This is a genomic window from Pseudomonas sp. ArH3a, assembly GCF_022648765.1.
GTDB lineage: Bacteria > Pseudomonadota > Gammaproteobacteria > Pseudomonadales > Pseudomonadaceae > Aquipseudomonas.
In genome coordinates, this window is the sequence record NZ_CP080330.1 from 824,211 (window position 1) to 840,415 (window position 16,205).

Sequence of the window (16,205 nt, forward strand, 5' to 3'; positions counted from 1 at the left end):
CTTGCTGTTAGGCGCCGGGGCGCGCGAGTGTCAGCACTTGCTCACGCAGCTTAACCGTGGCTTGCGGCGAGGCTACTGACGCATAGCCCTTGGCCAACTGTTCAAAATGGGTTTCGAACAACCAGCTGCGGTCCTGCGGGTAACGCTGCATGTGCTTCAGGTTGCGCTGGCGCAGCGTGTTGCGCAGTGCTGACGGGTAAATGCGCATGTCGGCCACGTCGATCAGCCCGAACTCACCATCTTCCAGAAGCAGGACATTGCCCAAGTGCAGCGAGCGGAAGTACACGCCGCGTTCGTGCAGCTGTGCCATGAACCGGCCAAAACGTTCGATCAGCGACTCTCGCAGGCTGGCGTCCAGGCTTTGCAGCGCCTGGCGCAGGGTCAGGCCCGGCAGCGGCCGATAACGCACGGCGCTGCTGCCATCTTGCAAGCTGTACAGGTCGAGGATGGGCGGCGAAGCAATACTCAATTGCTGCAGCTGTTCGCTGTTGCTCGCGAAGCGCTCCGAATAGGGATTAAACCGGCCGGAGGTGTACCAGCGGCGCGCCCTGAACAGTTTGAGGAAGCTGCCGTCCTCCAGGCGTAGCACCTTCGGGCCCAGACCATCCTCCTCGATGACGTGGGCACCGTTGCACAACGCTTCAAAGGCCTGTGGCTTGGGCGTTGCTACTGGCATGCGCAGCAGGCTGCGGCGGCGTTGGGCGATGCTCAGGCCGGCGATCAGTGCCAGTGGAACCCACAGCAAAAACCAGTGCTCCTTGGGCCGCGACAGAATGCCACCGCCTTCGGTCAGGCCGGCGCCGATGCCGTAGGCCAGCAGTGACGATGCCAGGATAAACAGTGGCTGCGCCCGCTCTTTGAGGCTTTTGTACAAGCCCCAGCCGAGCATGAAGAGCCATGGGATAAAGCCGATGATGCCGACGTAATACAGCACGCCCAAGGCAAAGTTGTGGGGCTCGCGAAGTGTCCCGTCGTAGTTCGCAGGCTGCACGTAGAGTTCGGAGTCGTAGCTGTGGCCGATCCATGGATGATCAGCGATACGGCCCAGAATGATGCGCCAGATCTCCAGGCGGAATGAGCTGCCGCGTTCGGTAATCAGTTGTGGGTAAAACAGCAGCAATGCGGCGGCCGCCGCTATCAGGCCTGCAACCATCAGCACCGAACGACGATTGCGGCTGAGCAAGCCCATCCAGAGCACCGCCAGAACCAGCGCAACCAACGGCGTCCTGGAGCCTGTGGCCAGCACTGCCAGGGTCATGATTGCCAGGGCGGGAACGCTGAGCCAGAGCATGTGCAAGCGTTTGGTGGTTACACAGACGTACAGCCAGTACACGCAGAAAAAGCCGAACAGGTGCGAACTGAGCAGCGGGTTGTCGAGGGCGCCCAGGCCGCCGATCATGCGCATGCCCGGCTCAAAACCTTTGGCGAACGCCACCAGGTTGCCCAGGCACACCACCAGTGCAATCACCGCGGCACTGAAGAAGACCGGCTTGAACAGCTCGTTGCGGTAATGCAGCAGCAACCCGCAGCCAGCAAACAACATGAACGTTTGCAGCGGTACCTTGAACAGGTTGGAGTCGCCGGTAGGTTCAGGGCTCCACAGCACGGTGGTCAGCGCCCAGGCGCAAAATGCCAGGAGGGCGACCACTAAGGGCTCACGCAGCAACTCTTTGAGTTCCTGGGGGCGCAAGCACAGCAGCAGCAAGGTCGGGACACTGAAGAAACCGTAGTAGAACCGGTGCATTACATTGCGATTAGTGACGTAGAACAGCGAGCTCAGCAGCAACAATAAGCCAATGGGCAAAATCCATAGGACCACGAAGTCGAAAACGCGATTTGAGCCATAAGTAAGGCGCTTGGAGTGCATACAGAAAAGCCATTCCAGAATAGAGAAAGCCGACCATCTTAAAGTAGTGGCTATATAATGTCGTCGGTTGGATCCAACCGGGCCGAGGGTCATGCCGGGTGCAAGTACAACAGAGAAGCTGTGCTAAAGTCAGCCTCCTTTTTCAAAACGCCGCGTGATATGACCGACTCCAGTCCGAGCGCAAGCCCTTCGAGCTTGAAAATATACTTCCGCCTGCTCATGTACGTTAAGCCCTACGCTGGCTTGTTCGCGTTGAGTATCGTCGGATTTCTGATTTTCGCGTCGACCCAGCCCATGCTGGGGTACATCCTCAAGTACTTCGTCGACGGTCTGTCCAACCCTGAAGCGGTGCTGTTCCCCAACGTACCGTTCCTGCGTGACCTGCAATTGCTGCAAGCCGTGCCGTTGTTGATCATTCTGATCGCAGCCTGGCAGGGCCTGGGTTCGTTCCTGGGCAACTACTTGCTGGCCAAGGTCTCTTTGGGCCTGGTCCACGACCTGCGGGTGCAGTTGTTCAACAACCTGCTGACGCTGCCCAACCGCTACTTCGACAACCACAACTCCGGGCACCTGATTTCGCGCATCACCTTCAACGTGACCATGGTCACGGGGGCGGCGACCGATGCTATCAAGGTGGTGATCCGCGAAGGCATGACGGTGATCTTCCTGTTTGCCTCGCTGCTGTACATGAATTGGCGCCTGACGCTGGTGATGATCGCTATCCTGCCGTTGATTGCAGTGATGGTCAGCACGGCCAGTAAGAAATTCCGCAAGCAGAGCAAGAAGATCCAGGTGGCCATGGGCGACGTGACCCACGTGGCTTCGGAAACCATCCAGGGTTATCGCGTGGTGCGCAGCTTCGGCGGTGAAGTCTACGAGGAGAAGCGCTTCCTCAAAGCCAGCCAAGGCAACACCGACAAGCAACTGCGCATGACCCGCACCGGGGCGATCTACACCCCGTTGCTGCAACTGGTGATCTACACTGCCATGGCGGTGCTGATGTTCCTGGTGCTTTACCTTCGCGGCGACGCTTCGGCCGGTGACATGGTGGCTTACATCACCTTGGCCGGCTTGCTGCCCAAGCCGATCCGCCAATTGTCGGAAGTCAGCTCGACCATCCAGAAGGGTGTGGCCGGCGCTGAAAGCATTTTCGAGCAGTTGGACGAAGAGCAGGAAGTCGACGGCGGCACCCTCGAGCGCGACAAGGTCAGTGGCCGGCTGGAAGTGCGCAACCTGAACTTCACCTACCCTGGCACCGAACGCCATGTGCTCAAGGACATCAGCTTTACCGCTGAGCCTGGGCAGATGATCGCCCTGGTGGGCCGTTCCGGCAGCGGCAAGTCGACTCTCGCCAGTCTGATCCCGCGCTTCTACCACCATGAAAGCGGCGAAATCCTGCTGGACGGCGTAGAGGTTGAGGATTACAAGCTGCTCAACCTGCGCAAACACATTGCCCAGGTAACGCAGCATGTGACCTTGTTCAGCGACACCGTGACCAACAACATCGCCTACGGCGACCTGGCCGGCGCGCCGCGTGCGGACGTTGAAGCGGCGGCGGCGGATGCCTATGCCAAGGACTTCATTGACCAGTTGCCAAAAGGCTTCGACACCCAGGTCGGTGAAAACGGCGTGCTGCTTTCCGGTGGCCAGCGCCAGCGCCTGGCAATCGCCCGGGCCTTGCTGAAGAACGCGCCGCTGTTGATTCTCGACGAGGCCACCTCGGCCCTCGACACCGAATCCGAGCGGCACATTCAGGCGGCCTTGGACAAAGTCATGCAGGGCCGCACCACCCTGGTAATCGCGCATCGCCTGTCCACCATCGAGAAGGCCGACTTGATCCTGGTGATGGACGACGGTCGAATTGTCGAGCGCGGCACCCACGGCGAGCTGCTGGCGCAGAACGGCTATTACGCCCGCCTGCATGCCATGGGCCTGGATGCCCCCGTAGCGGCCGATATTACTTAAAGGCCTTTGTGGGAACGGGCTTGCCCGCGATAACGGAGTGTCAGTCACCGAATGTTTCGACTGATTCAGCGCTATCGCGGGCAAGCCCGCTCCCACAGGTGTTCATCAGCGGATTCACTCCCGTGTCTGCCGCGACATCTTCTGTCACGCCCTCCACAAGCCTCCTGTAACCCTGTGCTAATATCGCGCCCCTGTTCATTTTGTATGTGGGTTGCTCCATGAAGTTGTCCATGCCGCGATTCGATCAAGCCCCTGTCTTGGTGGTCGGCGATGTCATGCTCGACCGTTACTGGCATGGCGGTACCTCACGGATTTCCCCTGAGGCACCGGTACCGGTAGTCAAGGTCGAGCAAATCGAAGACCGTCCAGGTGGCGCTGCCAACGTTGCCCTTAATATTGCCGCCCTCGGCGCCCCGGCCTCCTTGGTGGGTGTGACCGGCGACGACGAAGCCGCCGACAGCCTGGCTAACAGCCTGCGCGGTGCCGGCGTGCGTGCGCTGTTCCAGCGCATTGCCCATCAGCCGACCATCGTCAAGCTGCGGGTCATGAGCCGTCACCAGCAATTGCTGCGTATCGATTTTGAAGAACCCTTCGCCACCGACGCCCTGGCCCTCAGCGACCAGGTCGACAGTTTGCTCGAAGGCATCAAGGTGCTGGTTTTGTCCGACTACGGCAAAGGCGCCCTGAAGAACCACCAGATGCTCATCCAGGCCGCCAAGGCCCGCAACATCCCGGTACTGGCTGATCCCAAGGGCAAGGACTTTTCGATTTATCGGGGCGCCAGCCTGATCACGCCAAACCTCAGTGAGTTCGAAGCCATCGTCGGTGGTTGCGCCGATGAGCACGAACTGGTGACCAAAGGCGCCACGTTGATGGCCGACCTCGACCTGGGCGCCTTGCTGGTGACCCGTGGCGAGCACGGCATGACCCTGTTGCGCCCGGGCCATCCGGCGATGCACCTGCCGGCGCGTGCCCGTGAAGTGTTCGACGTCACCGGCGCCGGTGACACCGTGATTTCCACCCTGGCCGCCTCGATCGCTGCCGGTGAGGAATTGCCCCACGCCGTGGCCCTGGCCAATCTGGCCGCGGGCATCGTGGTCGGCAAACTGGGTACTGCGGCCATCAGTGCACCTGAGCTGCGCCGCGCTATCCAGCGTTCCGAAGGTTCCGAGCGTGGAGTGCTGACTATCGAGCAGTTGCTGCTGGCGATTGACGATGCGCGCGCACATAACGAAAGCATTGTGTTCACCAATGGCTGTTTCGACATCCTGCATGCCGGTCATGTGACGTACCTGGAACAGGCGCGCGCCCAAGGCGATCGCCTGATCGTTGCGGTCAATGACGATGCTTCGGTCAGCCGATTGAAAGGCCCGGGCCGCCCGATCAACAGTGTCGACCGACGCATGGCAGTCTTGGCAGGTTTGGGCGCGGTGGACTGGGTGATCAGCTTCTCTGAAGGCACCCCGGAAAACCTGCTGGCCCAGGTCAAGCCGGACGTGCTGGTCAAGGGCGGCGACTACGCCGTCGACCAGGTCGTGGGTGCCGATCTCGTCGGCGCCTACGGTGGTAAGGTCAAAGTGCTGGGGCTGGTTGAAAACAGCTCGACCACGGCCATCGTCGAGAAGATCCGCAACAATGAGTAACGCTGATAAGTGGGTCCTGATCACCGGCGGTGCCGGCTTTATCGGTTCGCACCTGGTTGATGCCTTGCTCGCCAGCGGCTACGCCGTGCGGGTGTTGGATGACCTGTCCACCGGCAAGCGCAGCAATCTGCCGCTGGGCAACCCGCGCGTACAACTGATCGAAGGCAACGTGGCCAATGCCGAGCTGGTGGCGCAAGCCGCCGTTGGCGTGACCGCCGTGGTGCACTTGGCGGCAGTGGCCTCGGTACAGGCGTCGGTGGATGACCCGGTGAGTACTCACCAAAGCAATTTCGTCGGCACCCTGAATGTCTGCGAGGCCATGCGCAAGGCTGGGGTCAAGCGGGTAGTGTATGCCTCCAGTGCGGCGGTGTATGGCAACAACGGCGAGGGCGATTCGATTGACGAAGCGACCACCAAGGCGCCGCTGACACCCTACGCCTCCGACAAGTTGGCCGGTGAGCACTACTTTGACTTCTACCGCCGCCAGCATGGCCTGGAGCCGGTGGTTTTCCGCTTCTTCAACATCTTCGGGCCACGCCAGGATCCGTCATCGCCGTATTCCGGGGTGATCAGTATCTTCAGTGAGCGCGTGCAGCAGGGTGTGCCGATTGCCGTGTTTGGCGATGGCGAGCAGACCCGAGACTTCATGTACGTGGAAGACTTGGTGGATGTGCTGGTGCAGGCCATTGAGGCACCTGAAGCACCGCTGGGTGCGATCAACGTCGGCTGGAACCGTACCACCACGCTTAAGCAGGTGTTGCAGGCGCTGGAAGAGGTGGTGGGTCAGTTGCCCGCGATCACTTACGGGCCGGCGCGCTCGGGGGATATCCGGCATTCGCGGGCGAACAATCAGCGGCTGCTGGCGAGTTTCAAGTTGCCTGAGCCTACTCCGTTGAAGGTTGGGCTGGAGCGGTTGCTCAACGGCTGAGCACCAGATCATTCCCACGCTCTGCGTGGGAATGCATCCTGTGACGCTCGGCGTCACATTGCACAAGCGCTGACATCAGGACGCGGAGCGTCCGGGGCGGCGTTCCCACGCAGAGCGCGGGAACGATCGACGGGTATCAGCCCTTGGCTTTTTTCTTCGGCACAATCTTGCGCAACATCAGCCGCGCCTTGCCAGTCAGGCGCTTGAGCTTCGACTCCTTCTCAGGCTCAGCCAGCCCTTGCTGCCTCAGCCAATCCTTCCAACGAATCCGCTCATCGCGCACTAACCAGCCTTCCTGTTGGGCAAAACTTTCGGCCAGGTACAGGCCGCGGGTACTGGCCGGATACAGTTGGTCTTTCTTCACCGTGTACAGCTCAGCCAACGGCTGGCCGTCTTTTAGCGGCATCAGGTACAGGTCCGGGCGCTGACGGTTCAGGCGCGCCACCAACTGGTCGCCTTCGAGCCGCTCATCCACGTGAAACAGGCTGAGGGATTTGGCTTCCTTCGGCACCTCAAGACGCAAGTCATAAATCAATTGCAGCGACGCGGTCGGCAGGTGCACATAAGCCCGTGGGCGTTCGATCAATTGCATGGTCGCGCAGCGCACCGGGCGTGCGGCGCCCGACAACGGGCTCAGGCGAAATGGCAGGGCTTCGCGGTAATGCAGGGCTGCGGAGTAGGGCGCCGGTAGCCACGTGTCGTTAAAGCGCCCGCCCAGCCAGCCTTCTGGCGTTTCCAGCAAGCATTCTTCGGCAATTTCCTGGATGGCGGTGTGCAGCGGCAGGTTCAGCTCATGGGCAGGGACGTAGCCGGAGATCAGCTTGAGCACCACATCGCCACGGTCCTGGCGGCGTTGGCGCACCAGCACCCAGTAATCCTTGTTTTGCCAATGCAGGGTCAGGCGCACCGACACGCCGAGGTTCGCCAGTTCCAGGGCGAAACGCTCGGGGTCTGCCACCTCCACCGGCTTGCGCCGTTGCAGGGTCTGGGCAAAGTTGAGCGGCATGCCCACGCTCTGGTAACTCAGGCCTTCGGGGGTGGCTTCGACGTGCAGCGGCAGTGTTTTAAAGTTGCTGGGGTTTTTTCTAATGAGCGTGCGCGGCATGTCGGCTCCTTCTTGCGACGGGGTCGGCCGCGTGGGCGGCATCAGAGTTGACGAATGACCTTGGCAGCGGTCGCCACGTTATGGGCCAGGTGCAGCGGATTAATGGTCCCGACAATAGCACTGGCGACGCCCGTTTGCGCAAACAACAAGATGAAACTGGCTTGAATTGGATCCATTCCTGGCTCCAGGCACACGTGGCCGCTGGCCAGGGCCTTTTTCACCAAAATGCCCTTGCCGTGTGCGGCTGCATAATCAATGACGGCTTTCTCGCACCGTGAGTTCAGATTGTAGGTGACCATGGCGCAATCGCCTTGTTCCAGAGCCTTCACGCCGCCTTCGACGGTTTTACCGGAGAAGCCGAAACCGCGAATCTTGCCCTCTTTTTTCAGCTCCGCCAGGGTCTGGTACACCTCGCAATCGTTGAGGATATGCAAATCGTTGCCGTCGGAGTGCACCAGCACCAGGTCGATAAAATCAGTTTCAAGTCGTTTCAAGCTGCGCTCGATCGACATGCGGGTATGGGCGGCACTGAAATCGTGATGGGACACGCCATCGGCAAACTCTTCGCCGACCTTGCTGACGATCACCCAGTCCTTGCGTTGGCCGCGTAGCAGCGGCCCCAGGCGTTCTTCGCTGCGGCCATAGGCCGGTGCGGTGTCGATCAGGTTGATGCCCAGCTGGCGGGCCTGGCGCAGCAACATTCGTGCTTCATCGTCATCCGGAATCTGGAAGCCGCTGGGGTATTTCACCCCTTGATCGCGGCCCAGCTTCACGGTGCCCAGGCCCAGTGGCGACACCAGCAAGCCGGTGCTGCCCAGCGGGCGATGCAGGTCGTGCAGGGTAGGCAGGCTCATGGCAACAGTTGCTCCCAGGCAGGTTGGCCCAGGGCCGGTTTTGGCAGTTCGGGCAGGGCTTCGGTAGCACGTGGGCGGATGCCGTCGCGTTCCAGGGCGCTGAGCACGCGGTCAGCGAAGTCCGGCGCCAGCGCCAGTTTGGTCGGCCAACCCACCAACAGGCGGCCCTGCTCGGCGAGGAAGGCGTTGTCGGGGCGGGACAGGCCGGATTGCAGCGGCTCGGCACGGTCGACGCGCAGGGTTGCCCACTGGGTTTGGCTCATGTCGATCCACGGCAGTAAGTGCGCCAGCTCTTTTTGCGCAGTGGCGATCTGTTCTTCAGGTGTGCGTGCCACGCCATCGGCTTCAGCGATGTCGCCGCCCATGTACCACACCCAGTTACCATCGGCGGCCGGGTGGGTGGTGATGGTGAGGCGCGGCTTGGTGCCGCCGCCCAGGCAGTGCGCGTACAGCGGTTTGAGGCCCGGGCCTTTGGCGATGATCATATGCAGCGGGCGCTTTTGCATGGCTGGCTGGCTGAGGCCCAGTGCACTCAGCAGATCAGCCGTGCCGCCACCGGCGCTCAATACGATGCGCTGGGCGCGGATCTCGCGGCCATCCACCTTCAAGCCGACCAAGGTGTCACCTTCCAACAGCGGTTCGATGTGTTGCCCGGCGAGCAAGCCGTCACCGGCCAATTGCGCCAGGCGTTCGATCAGGCTGGGCACATCGACGACCAACTCCGCCAGGCGATAGACCTTGCCCTTGAAGCGGCGGTCTTGCAGGGCCGGCGGCAACTCATCGCCTTTGACTTGGTCGACACGGCCACGCACGGCTTTGCTGGCGAAGAAGCTGGTGAGGTTGCCGGCGAGTGTGCCAGGCGACCACAGGTAGTGGGCCTCGGACAGCAGGCGCACGCCGGACAGGTCCAACTCGCCGTTACCGGCCAGGGCTTCGCGCCAGCGGCGCGGCATGTCGGCAATCGCTTCGGAGGCGCCGGTGAGGGCGCCGTGCAGGGCGTATTTCGCACCGCCGTGAATAATCCCTTGGGACTTCACGCTTTGCCCGCCACCCAAGGTGGCGCTTTCCACCAACACCGTGGAAAACCCCTGGCTGCGCAGGCGCGCATTGAGCCAGAGGCCGGCAACCCCGGCGCCGACAATCAGAACGTCGGTGGACATAACGGATGGCATGGGCGACCTCAGTGTTCAAGACAAGAGGCGCAGTATACAGGCTGTTGAGCGGTGATCAGTGCCCGGCGGTTTTCGAGAACAGCTGAATCACCACCACGCCCAGCACAATCAGGCCCATCCCCAGCATCGCCGGGATATCCAGCTTCTGGCCGTAGATAAACAGCGCGGCGACACTGACCATCACAATCCCCAGTCCTGCCCAGACCGCGTAGGCGATGCCCACCGGCACCGTGCGCACCACTAGGGTGAGCATCCAGAACGCTATGGCATACCCCACAATCATCAGCAGCAATGGGATCGGCGTGTTCAAGCCCTTGACGGCTTTCATGGAAACGGTCGCGACCACTTCCGAGCAAATGGCAATGGCCAAATAGAGGTAAGCGACATTCATGGGGTAATCCTCGGTGCGATGCGTGCTTGATAAGGTCGGCATTCTAACGCTTGGAAAGATGGGGTAAAGTCATTACCTATCCGATTTAAAGATGGGTTGAGCCATGAGCGTGCAGTGGAACCTGGAACAGATGCGCCTGTTTGTCAGTGTCGCCGAACAGCGTTCATTTTCGGCGGTGGCACGCGACCAGCGCAAGGCGCAATCGGCGGTGAGCAATGGCATTGCCCTGCTCGAGGCCGACCTTGGGCTGAGCCTGTTCGACCGTAGCAGTGGCCGCCAGCCGCGCCTGACCGAAGCCGGCAGTGTGTTGTTGGAAGAAGCCCGCGAAGTGTTGCGCCAGTGTGAGCGGCTCAATGGCCGCGCGTTGTCGCTGACGCGCGGCGAGGAAGCCTGCCTGCGTCTGGCCCAGGACGAAGCCATGCTGTTCCAACCGGTGCTCGACAGCCTTGAGGCACTGGCCGGGCGATATCCGCTGCTGGAAGTGCAGCTGTCCAGCGCCGCTCAGGGCGATGTGGCGCGCAAGTTGGTGGAGCGTAAGGCTGACCTGGGCTTGCTGTTCTATCACGACCAAATCCCCGAAGCCCTTGAGCGGCGTGTGGTGGGCAGTGTGGAAATGGTCACGGTGTGCGGCGTGAATCACCCGCTGGCCAAGGAGAAGTACGTGACGTGCCAGCACTTGGCGCAGTTCCGCCAGTTGCTGATGTCGACCCAGACCAGTGTCTACCCCGGCAGCGAAGCCGCCAGCCCGCTGGTGTGGCGCGCCGACAGTTTCTACGTGTTGGCCGAATGGCTGATGAGTGGCCTGGGCTGGGCCTGGCTGCCGCGGCATATCGTGCAGTACCCCACTTATCAACAACAAATGGTTGAACTGGACAGCGAATGGACGCCGCCTGCGCTAGTCGTGGAGCTGGTCTGGCGCCGTGACGAACACCTGGGCCCCGCTGCGCGCTTCCTGGCCGAACGATTTGCCGAGTGCTTGCAGGCGATCGACTGAAAAAGCCGATAAACTCCGCCGCCATGAATAGAACTCTCTACAGCTGTCTGTTTTACTTGGCGCTGCCGCTGGTGGCTTTACGTTTGTGGCTGCGTGCGCGCAAGGCGCCGGCCTATGCCAAACGCATCGGCGAACGCTTTTCCTACGGCCTGCCGGTCATGCAGCCCGGTGGCATCTGGGTGCATGCCGTGTCGGTGGGCGAAAGCATCGCCGCCGCGCCGATGATTCGCGGGCTGCTGGCGCGCCATCCGACGTTGCCGATTACCGTCACCTGCATGACGCCCACCGGGTCCGAGCGCATCCAGGCGCTGTTCGCCAATGAGCCGCGCATTCAGCACTGCTACTTGCCGTACGATTTGCCCTGCGCCGCCAAGCGTTTTCTCGATCGCGTGCAACCCAAGCTGGCGGTGATCATGGAAACCGAGCTGTGGCCTAACCACATCCACGCTTGCGCCCAGCGCGGCATTCCGGTGGCGCTGGCCAACGCGCGGTTGTCGGCGCGTTCGGCCAAAGGCTATGCGCGGTTCGCCAAACTCACCGCGCCCATGCTGTCTGAAATGAGCCTGTTCGCGGTACAGACGCACACCGAAGCCCAGCGTTTCCTGAGCCTGGGCGCGCGCCCGGAAACCGTCGAAGTCACCGGTTCGATCAAGTTCGACCTGACCATCGACCCCGAGCTTGCGGTGCGCGCCGCCGCGTTGCGTGAGCAATGGGGCGCCAGCGAGCGCCCGGTGTGGATCGCGGCCAGCACCCATCAAGGCGAAGACGACGTGGTGCTGGCTGCCCATCGCCAGTTGCTCGACAGCTATCCCAATGCACTATTGATTCTGGTGCCGCGCCATCAGGAACGTTTCGGCCCGATGTTTGAATTATGCGCGCACCAAGGATTTGCCACGGTGCGCCGCTCCAGTGGTGAGCCCGTGACCGCGCACACCTCGGTGCTGCTCGGCGACACCATGGGCGAGCTGCTGTTTCTCTACGCCCTGGCCGACAGCGCCTTTGTCGGCGGCAGCCTGGTGCCCACCGGCGGGCACAACCCGCTGGAGCCGGCAGCGCTGGCCAAGCCCGTGATCATGGGGCCGCACCTGTTCAACTTCCTCGAAATCAGCGCGATGATGCGCGAGGCGGGGGCGTTGCGTGAGGTGGATGATGCAGAGGGTTTGGCCGAGGCTGTGCGGCAACTGTTCGAGCTGCCGCAGGATGCGTGCAAGATGGCAGAGGCGGGGCTTGCGGTGATGCAGGCCAACCAGGGCGCGCTCAAGCGCTTGCTGGATGGCTTGGACAGGCTGATCAATCACTGACCCAACCTGATCCAAATGTGGGAGCTGGCTTGCCTGCGATAGCATCACCCAGGTGTAACTGATACACCGCGGTGCCTGCATCGCAGCCAAGCCAGCTCCCACATTGGTTTTGCGCTGTGCTTAGTAGCCGGGGCGGGCCTTTAGCTGCTCGGCAGCCGCTTTTGCCAGGTCTGGCGGCAGGAAGTCCTTGTCCGGGTTGTAATCAGCCTTGAGGTAACGCGACAGGTCCTGCAAATCCCCTGGGTTCAACGTGCCCGCGGCCTGCTTCAAGCGCAGGTTGTCGAGGATGTAGTCGTAGCGGCTGTTGTTGTAGTTGCGCACCGACGAGTAGAGCTGGCGCTGTGAATCCAGCACGTCGACGATGTTGCGCGTGCCCACCTGATAACCGATCTCCGTGGCTTCCACCGCGCTCTGGTTCGAGATGATTGACTGGCGGCGTGCCTGTACCTGTTCCACATCGGTGTTCACCGCGCGGTGCAGGTTGCGGGTGTTTTCCACCACTTGGCGGCGCAGGCCTTCGCGTTGCTGCTCGCTCTGATCGAGGCGCGAATAGGATTCGCGCACTTGCGAGCTGGTGAGGCCGCCGCTGTAGATCGGGATGTTCAGGCGCAGGCCGATGGTGCGTTGCGATACATCACCGCCGTAAGGGATCGGCAGTTGGTTGGGGTTGCTGAAACCCAGCGCGTCGTTGTCACCCTTTTCGTATTGCGCCACGGCGTCGAGGGTCGGCAAATGGCCAGCCTTGCGCTGGCGCAGGGTTTCTTCGGCGGCGGTGACCGCGTAGTTGCTGGCCAGCAGGTTGAGGTTCTGGCGGCCGGCGGTTTCGACCCAGGCCTTGGCGTCATTCGGCGCCGGCGGCAGCACCGGCAGCGTGTGCACGATGCCCTGGATGGCGTTGTACTCGCGGTTGGTCAGGGTGATCAGCGCTTCGAAGGCGTCGTCCACCTGGCGCTGGGCGACGATGCGGTTGGCGCGCGCGGTGTCGTAGCTGGCCTGGGATTGCAGCACGTCGGTCTTGTCCGACAGGCCCACGTCAAAGCGTTCGTTGGACTGGTCGAGCTGGCGCTTGAAGGCGTTTTCTTCGGCCTTGGTCGAGGCCAGGTTGTCCTGGGCGCGCAGCACGGCGAAGTAGTTCTCGGCGCTTTGCAGGATCAGGTTCTGTTCGGTAGCCGACAGTTGCAGGGAGGCTTGTTCGTTGACGGCTTCGGCGGCTTGCAGCTGGAACCAGCGGTCGGCGCGGAACAGCGGCTGGCTCAAGGTCGCACGCCAGGAGTGGGCGTCACGGTTGGCGGTGGCCGCCGGTTGGTTGATCTGGGTGCGCACGTTGTTGCTGTCGGCGCCGGCCGACAGGTTCGGCAGCAAGCCGGCGCGGGCCTGGGGCACCACTTCTTTTTGCGCGCCATATTGGGCGCGGGCGGCGGCCAGGTCGGCGTTGTTGTTCACCGCTTCTTGGTAGACGCTGACCAAATCGGTGTTGGCGGACAAGGGCGCTTCAGCTGCCCAGACCATTCCATTGGTCGCACAAGACACGGCAAGAGCCAGTGAGAGTTTGCGCAGCATGAGGCGATCCCTAGTGTGAATATTACGGCGATAATTTAGCGCCCAAGGCTAAGGCTGGCCATTCCTGGCGTCAAGCATTGTGGCAGTGCCCGAGTGTAGTGGCGCTGACCCGGCGCAACAATCCCGCAATCACGCCATTCATCACGCTGAATGCACCGCTATTGGCAATTTGCCCACGCCATGGTCTAGACTGGCCGCGTTCTTGTCGGGGTGCCTTGTTGGAAGGCTGAGATCGGTAAATACCGGATCCCGTTGAACCTGATCAGGTTAGCGCCTGCGTAGGGAACAAGATTTCTCGTCACCCGGCGAGTCCTCTTGTGCTTCGTCCGGGATGTTGTTCGACAATCGAACAGCTCTTGTGCGTCAAGCACAGCACTGGTTTCAGTGCGTCCATCCGTCACAGGTTCGCTCCGACAAAAATCCACCACCTGGATAGTTGGAGAGCCCGTGATGAGCACAGAAATAAAAAGTACAAAACTGAAAAACACCGTGCACTTGAGTGAGTCGGCCAAGGTCGATTCCGGTTCCGTGCAGCCGTTTACCCGCTCGCAAAAAATCTATGTGCAAGGCACTCGGCCAGACATCCGCGTACCGATGCGGGAAATCAGTCTTGACGTGACACCCACCGATCTCGGTGGCGAAATCAACGCCCCCGTGGTGGTCTACGATACCTCCGGCCCTTATACCGACCCGAACGTCATCATTGATGTGCGCAAAGGCTTGGCCGATATCCGTTCGCCATGGATTGAGGAGCGCGGTGACACCGAGCGCCTGGCAGGCCTGAGCTCCCACTACGGTCGGGAGCGCCTCAACGATCCGGAGCTGGCGTCGCTGCGTTTTGCCCACTTGCAAAACCCTCGCCGAGCCAAGGCCGGCGCCAACGTCAGCCAGATGCACTACGCGCGCAAAGGCATCATCACGCCGGAGATGGAATTCGTCGCCATCCGCGAAAACATGAAGCTTGAAGAAGCTCGCGCCAACGGCCTGCTTGAGCAGCAACACCCTGGCCACAGCTTCGGCGCCAGCGTGCCGAAAATTATCACGCCCGAATTTGTACGCGAAGAAATCGCCCGTGGCCGCGCAATCATCCCGGCCAACATCAACCACACCGAATTGGAACCGATGATCATTGGCCGTAACTTCCTGGTGAAGATTAACGGCAACATCGGCAACAGCGCCCTGGGTTCGTCCATTGAAGAAGAAGTGGCGAAAATGACCTGGGGGATTCGCTGGGGTTCGGACAACATCATGGACTTGTCCACCGGCAAGCACATCCACGAAACCCGCGAGTGGATCATCCGCAACTCGCCAGTGCCGATCGGTACTGTGCCGATCTACCAGGCCCTGGAAAAAGTCGGCGGCGCCGCCGAAGACCTGACCTGGGAGTTGTTCCGCGACACCCTGATCGAACAGGCCGAGCAGGGCGTTGACTACTTCACCATCCACGCCGGCGTGTTGCTGCGCTACGTGCCGCTGACCGCGAAACGCGTCACTGGCATCGTGTCCCGTGGCGGTTCGATCATGGCCAAGTGGTGCCTGGCGCACCACAAAGAGAACTTTGCCTACACGCATTTCGAAGAAATCTGCGAAATCATGAAGGCCTATGACGTTAGCTTCTCCCTCGGCGACGGCCTGCGCCCTGGCTCGATTGCCGACGCCAACGACGCCGCGCAATTCGGTGAGCTGGAAACTCTGGGCGAACTGACCAAGATCGCCTGGAAGCACGACGTGCAAACCATGATCGAAGGCCCCGGCCACGTGCCGATGCAACTGATCAAGGAGAACATGGACAAGCAGTTGGAATGCTGCGACGAGGCGCCGTTCTACACCCTCGGCCCGTTGACCACCGACATTGCGCCGGGCTACGACCACATCACCTCGGGCATCGGCGCGGCGATGATCGGCTGGTTCGGTTGCGCCATGCTCTGCTACGTCACGCCTAAGGAACACCTGGGCTTGCCGAACAAGGATGACGTGAAGACCGGGATCATCACCTACAAGATCGCCGCACATGCGGCCGACTTGGCCAAGGGGCACCCGGGTGCGCAGATTCGCGATGACGCCTTGAGCAAGGCGCGCTTCGAGTTCCGCTGGGAAGACCAGTTCAATCTCGGCCTGGACCCAGACACGGCGCGGTCGTACCACGATGAAACCTTGCCGAAGGACTCGGCCAAGGTCGCGCATTTCTGCTCGATGTGTGGGCCGAAATTCTGCTCGATGAAAATCACCCAGGAAGTGCGTGAGTACGCGGCCAACCAGCGTATTGAAGCGGTGGATGTGGACGTGGCCAAGGGCTTGGCCGAGCAGGCGCAGCGGTTCAAGCAGGAAGGTAGCCAGTTGTACAAAAAGGTCTGACACCCACGATCGTTCTCACGCTCTGCGTGGGAATGCATCCCGTGACGCTCCGCGTCACAAAGGCGGACGC

Annotated in this window: 12 protein-coding genes and 1 riboswitch; of the genes, 6 read left to right on the forward strand and 6 right to left on the reverse strand. The window is 61.4% G+C overall.

Translation table 11 applies throughout. The annotated features are described in order from the left end of the window. Window positions 1-7 precede the first annotated feature (7 nt). Complete coding sequence (locus tag K0P33_RS03600; protein WP_094952892.1) at window positions 8-1,867, reverse strand: O-antigen ligase family protein; 1,860 nt, start codon at window positions 1,865-1,867, stop codon at window positions 8-10. A 159-nt stretch (window positions 1,868-2,026) separates the two neighbouring features. Between K0P33_RS03600 and msbA the strand changes: the two genes are divergently transcribed. The 3 genes from msbA to K0P33_RS03615 all read left to right on the forward strand — a co-directional run bounded on the left by msbA (window position 2,027) and on the right by K0P33_RS03615 (window position 6,403). Beyond that, window positions 2,027-3,832: a lipid A export permease/ATP-binding protein MsbA gene (gene msbA, locus K0P33_RS03605; protein ID WP_094952891.1), complete on the forward strand. Its 1,806-nt coding sequence runs from the start codon at window positions 2,027-2,029 to the stop codon at window positions 3,830-3,832. A gap of 218 nt (window positions 3,833-4,050) precedes the next feature. Further along, window positions 4,051-5,475 carry a bifunctional D-glycero-beta-D-manno-heptose-7-phosphate kinase/D-glycero-beta-D-manno-heptose 1-phosphate adenylyltransferase HldE gene (hldE, locus tag K0P33_RS03610; RefSeq protein ID WP_242154081.1) on the forward strand — a complete coding sequence of 475 codons (1,425 nt, stop codon included), beginning with the start codon at window positions 4,051-4,053 and terminating at the stop codon, window positions 5,473-5,475. After that, entirely contained in the window at window positions 5,468-6,403 is a 936-nt protein-coding gene (locus K0P33_RS03615; RefSeq protein ID WP_094952888.1) for an NAD-dependent epimerase/dehydratase family protein, read from the forward strand. The genes hldE and K0P33_RS03615 overlap by 8 nt, the downstream gene beginning before the upstream one ends. 136 nt (window positions 6,404-6,539) lie before the next feature. Here K0P33_RS03615 and K0P33_RS03620 read toward each other — a convergent pair whose 3' ends face one another. From K0P33_RS03620 to K0P33_RS03635, 4 genes are read right to left on the reverse strand one after another with little or no spacing between them, the layout of a single operon-like run. Continuing rightward, window positions 6,540-7,508: a metal ABC transporter ATPase gene (locus K0P33_RS03620; RefSeq protein ID WP_094952887.1), complete on the reverse strand. Its 969-nt coding sequence runs from the start codon at window positions 7,506-7,508 to the stop codon at window positions 6,540-6,542. Between the two features lie 41 nt (window positions 7,509-7,549). After that, a complete protein-coding gene (locus tag K0P33_RS03625; protein ID WP_094952886.1) occupies window positions 7,550-8,362 on the reverse strand; it encodes an aldo/keto reductase in 813 nt (270 codons plus the stop codon). Next, complete coding sequence (locus K0P33_RS03630) at window positions 8,359-9,534, reverse strand: FAD-dependent oxidoreductase (protein ID WP_242154082.1); 1,176 nt, start codon at window positions 9,532-9,534, stop codon at window positions 8,359-8,361. Before K0P33_RS03630 ends, K0P33_RS03625 begins: the two co-directional genes overlap by 4 nt. Before the next feature lie 55 nt (window positions 9,535-9,589). Next, window positions 9,590-9,925, reverse strand: coding sequence for a multidrug efflux SMR transporter (locus K0P33_RS03635; protein WP_094952884.1), 336 nt, complete (start codon window positions 9,923-9,925; stop codon window positions 9,590-9,592). A gap of 103 nt (window positions 9,926-10,028) precedes the next feature. Here K0P33_RS03635 and K0P33_RS03640 point away from each other — a divergent pair, with 103 nt between their 5' ends. After that, window positions 10,029-10,919, forward strand: a complete 891-nt coding sequence (locus K0P33_RS03640; protein ID WP_094952883.1) for a LysR family transcriptional regulator — start codon at window positions 10,029-10,031, stop codon at window positions 10,917-10,919. A 23-nt stretch (window positions 10,920-10,942) separates the two neighbouring features. Then, a complete protein-coding gene (gene waaA / locus K0P33_RS03645) occupies window positions 10,943-12,220 on the forward strand; it encodes a lipid IV(A) 3-deoxy-D-manno-octulosonic acid transferase (RefSeq protein WP_094952882.1) in 1,278 nt (425 codons plus the stop codon). A 120-nt stretch (window positions 12,221-12,340) separates the two neighbouring features. On the opposite strand, the gene K0P33_RS03650 is transcribed toward waaA, so the two are convergent. Continuing rightward, window positions 12,341-13,780 carry a TolC family outer membrane protein gene (locus K0P33_RS03650; RefSeq protein ID WP_094953735.1) on the reverse strand — a complete coding sequence of 480 codons (1,440 nt, stop codon included), beginning with the start codon at window positions 13,778-13,780 and terminating at the stop codon, window positions 12,341-12,343. 196 nt (window positions 13,781-13,976) lie between these two features. Continuing rightward, a riboswitch (TPP riboswitch) is annotated at window positions 13,977-14,082 on the forward strand. 148 nt (window positions 14,083-14,230) lie between these two features. Between K0P33_RS03650 and thiC the strand changes: the two genes are divergently transcribed. After that, the gene (thiC, locus tag K0P33_RS03655; RefSeq protein WP_094953736.1) at window positions 14,231-16,135 is read left to right on the forward strand and encodes a phosphomethylpyrimidine synthase ThiC; all 1,905 of its coding nucleotides are present in this window, start codon (window positions 14,231-14,233) and stop codon (window positions 16,133-16,135) included. The last annotated feature ends 70 nt before the right edge of the window (window positions 16,136-16,205 follow it).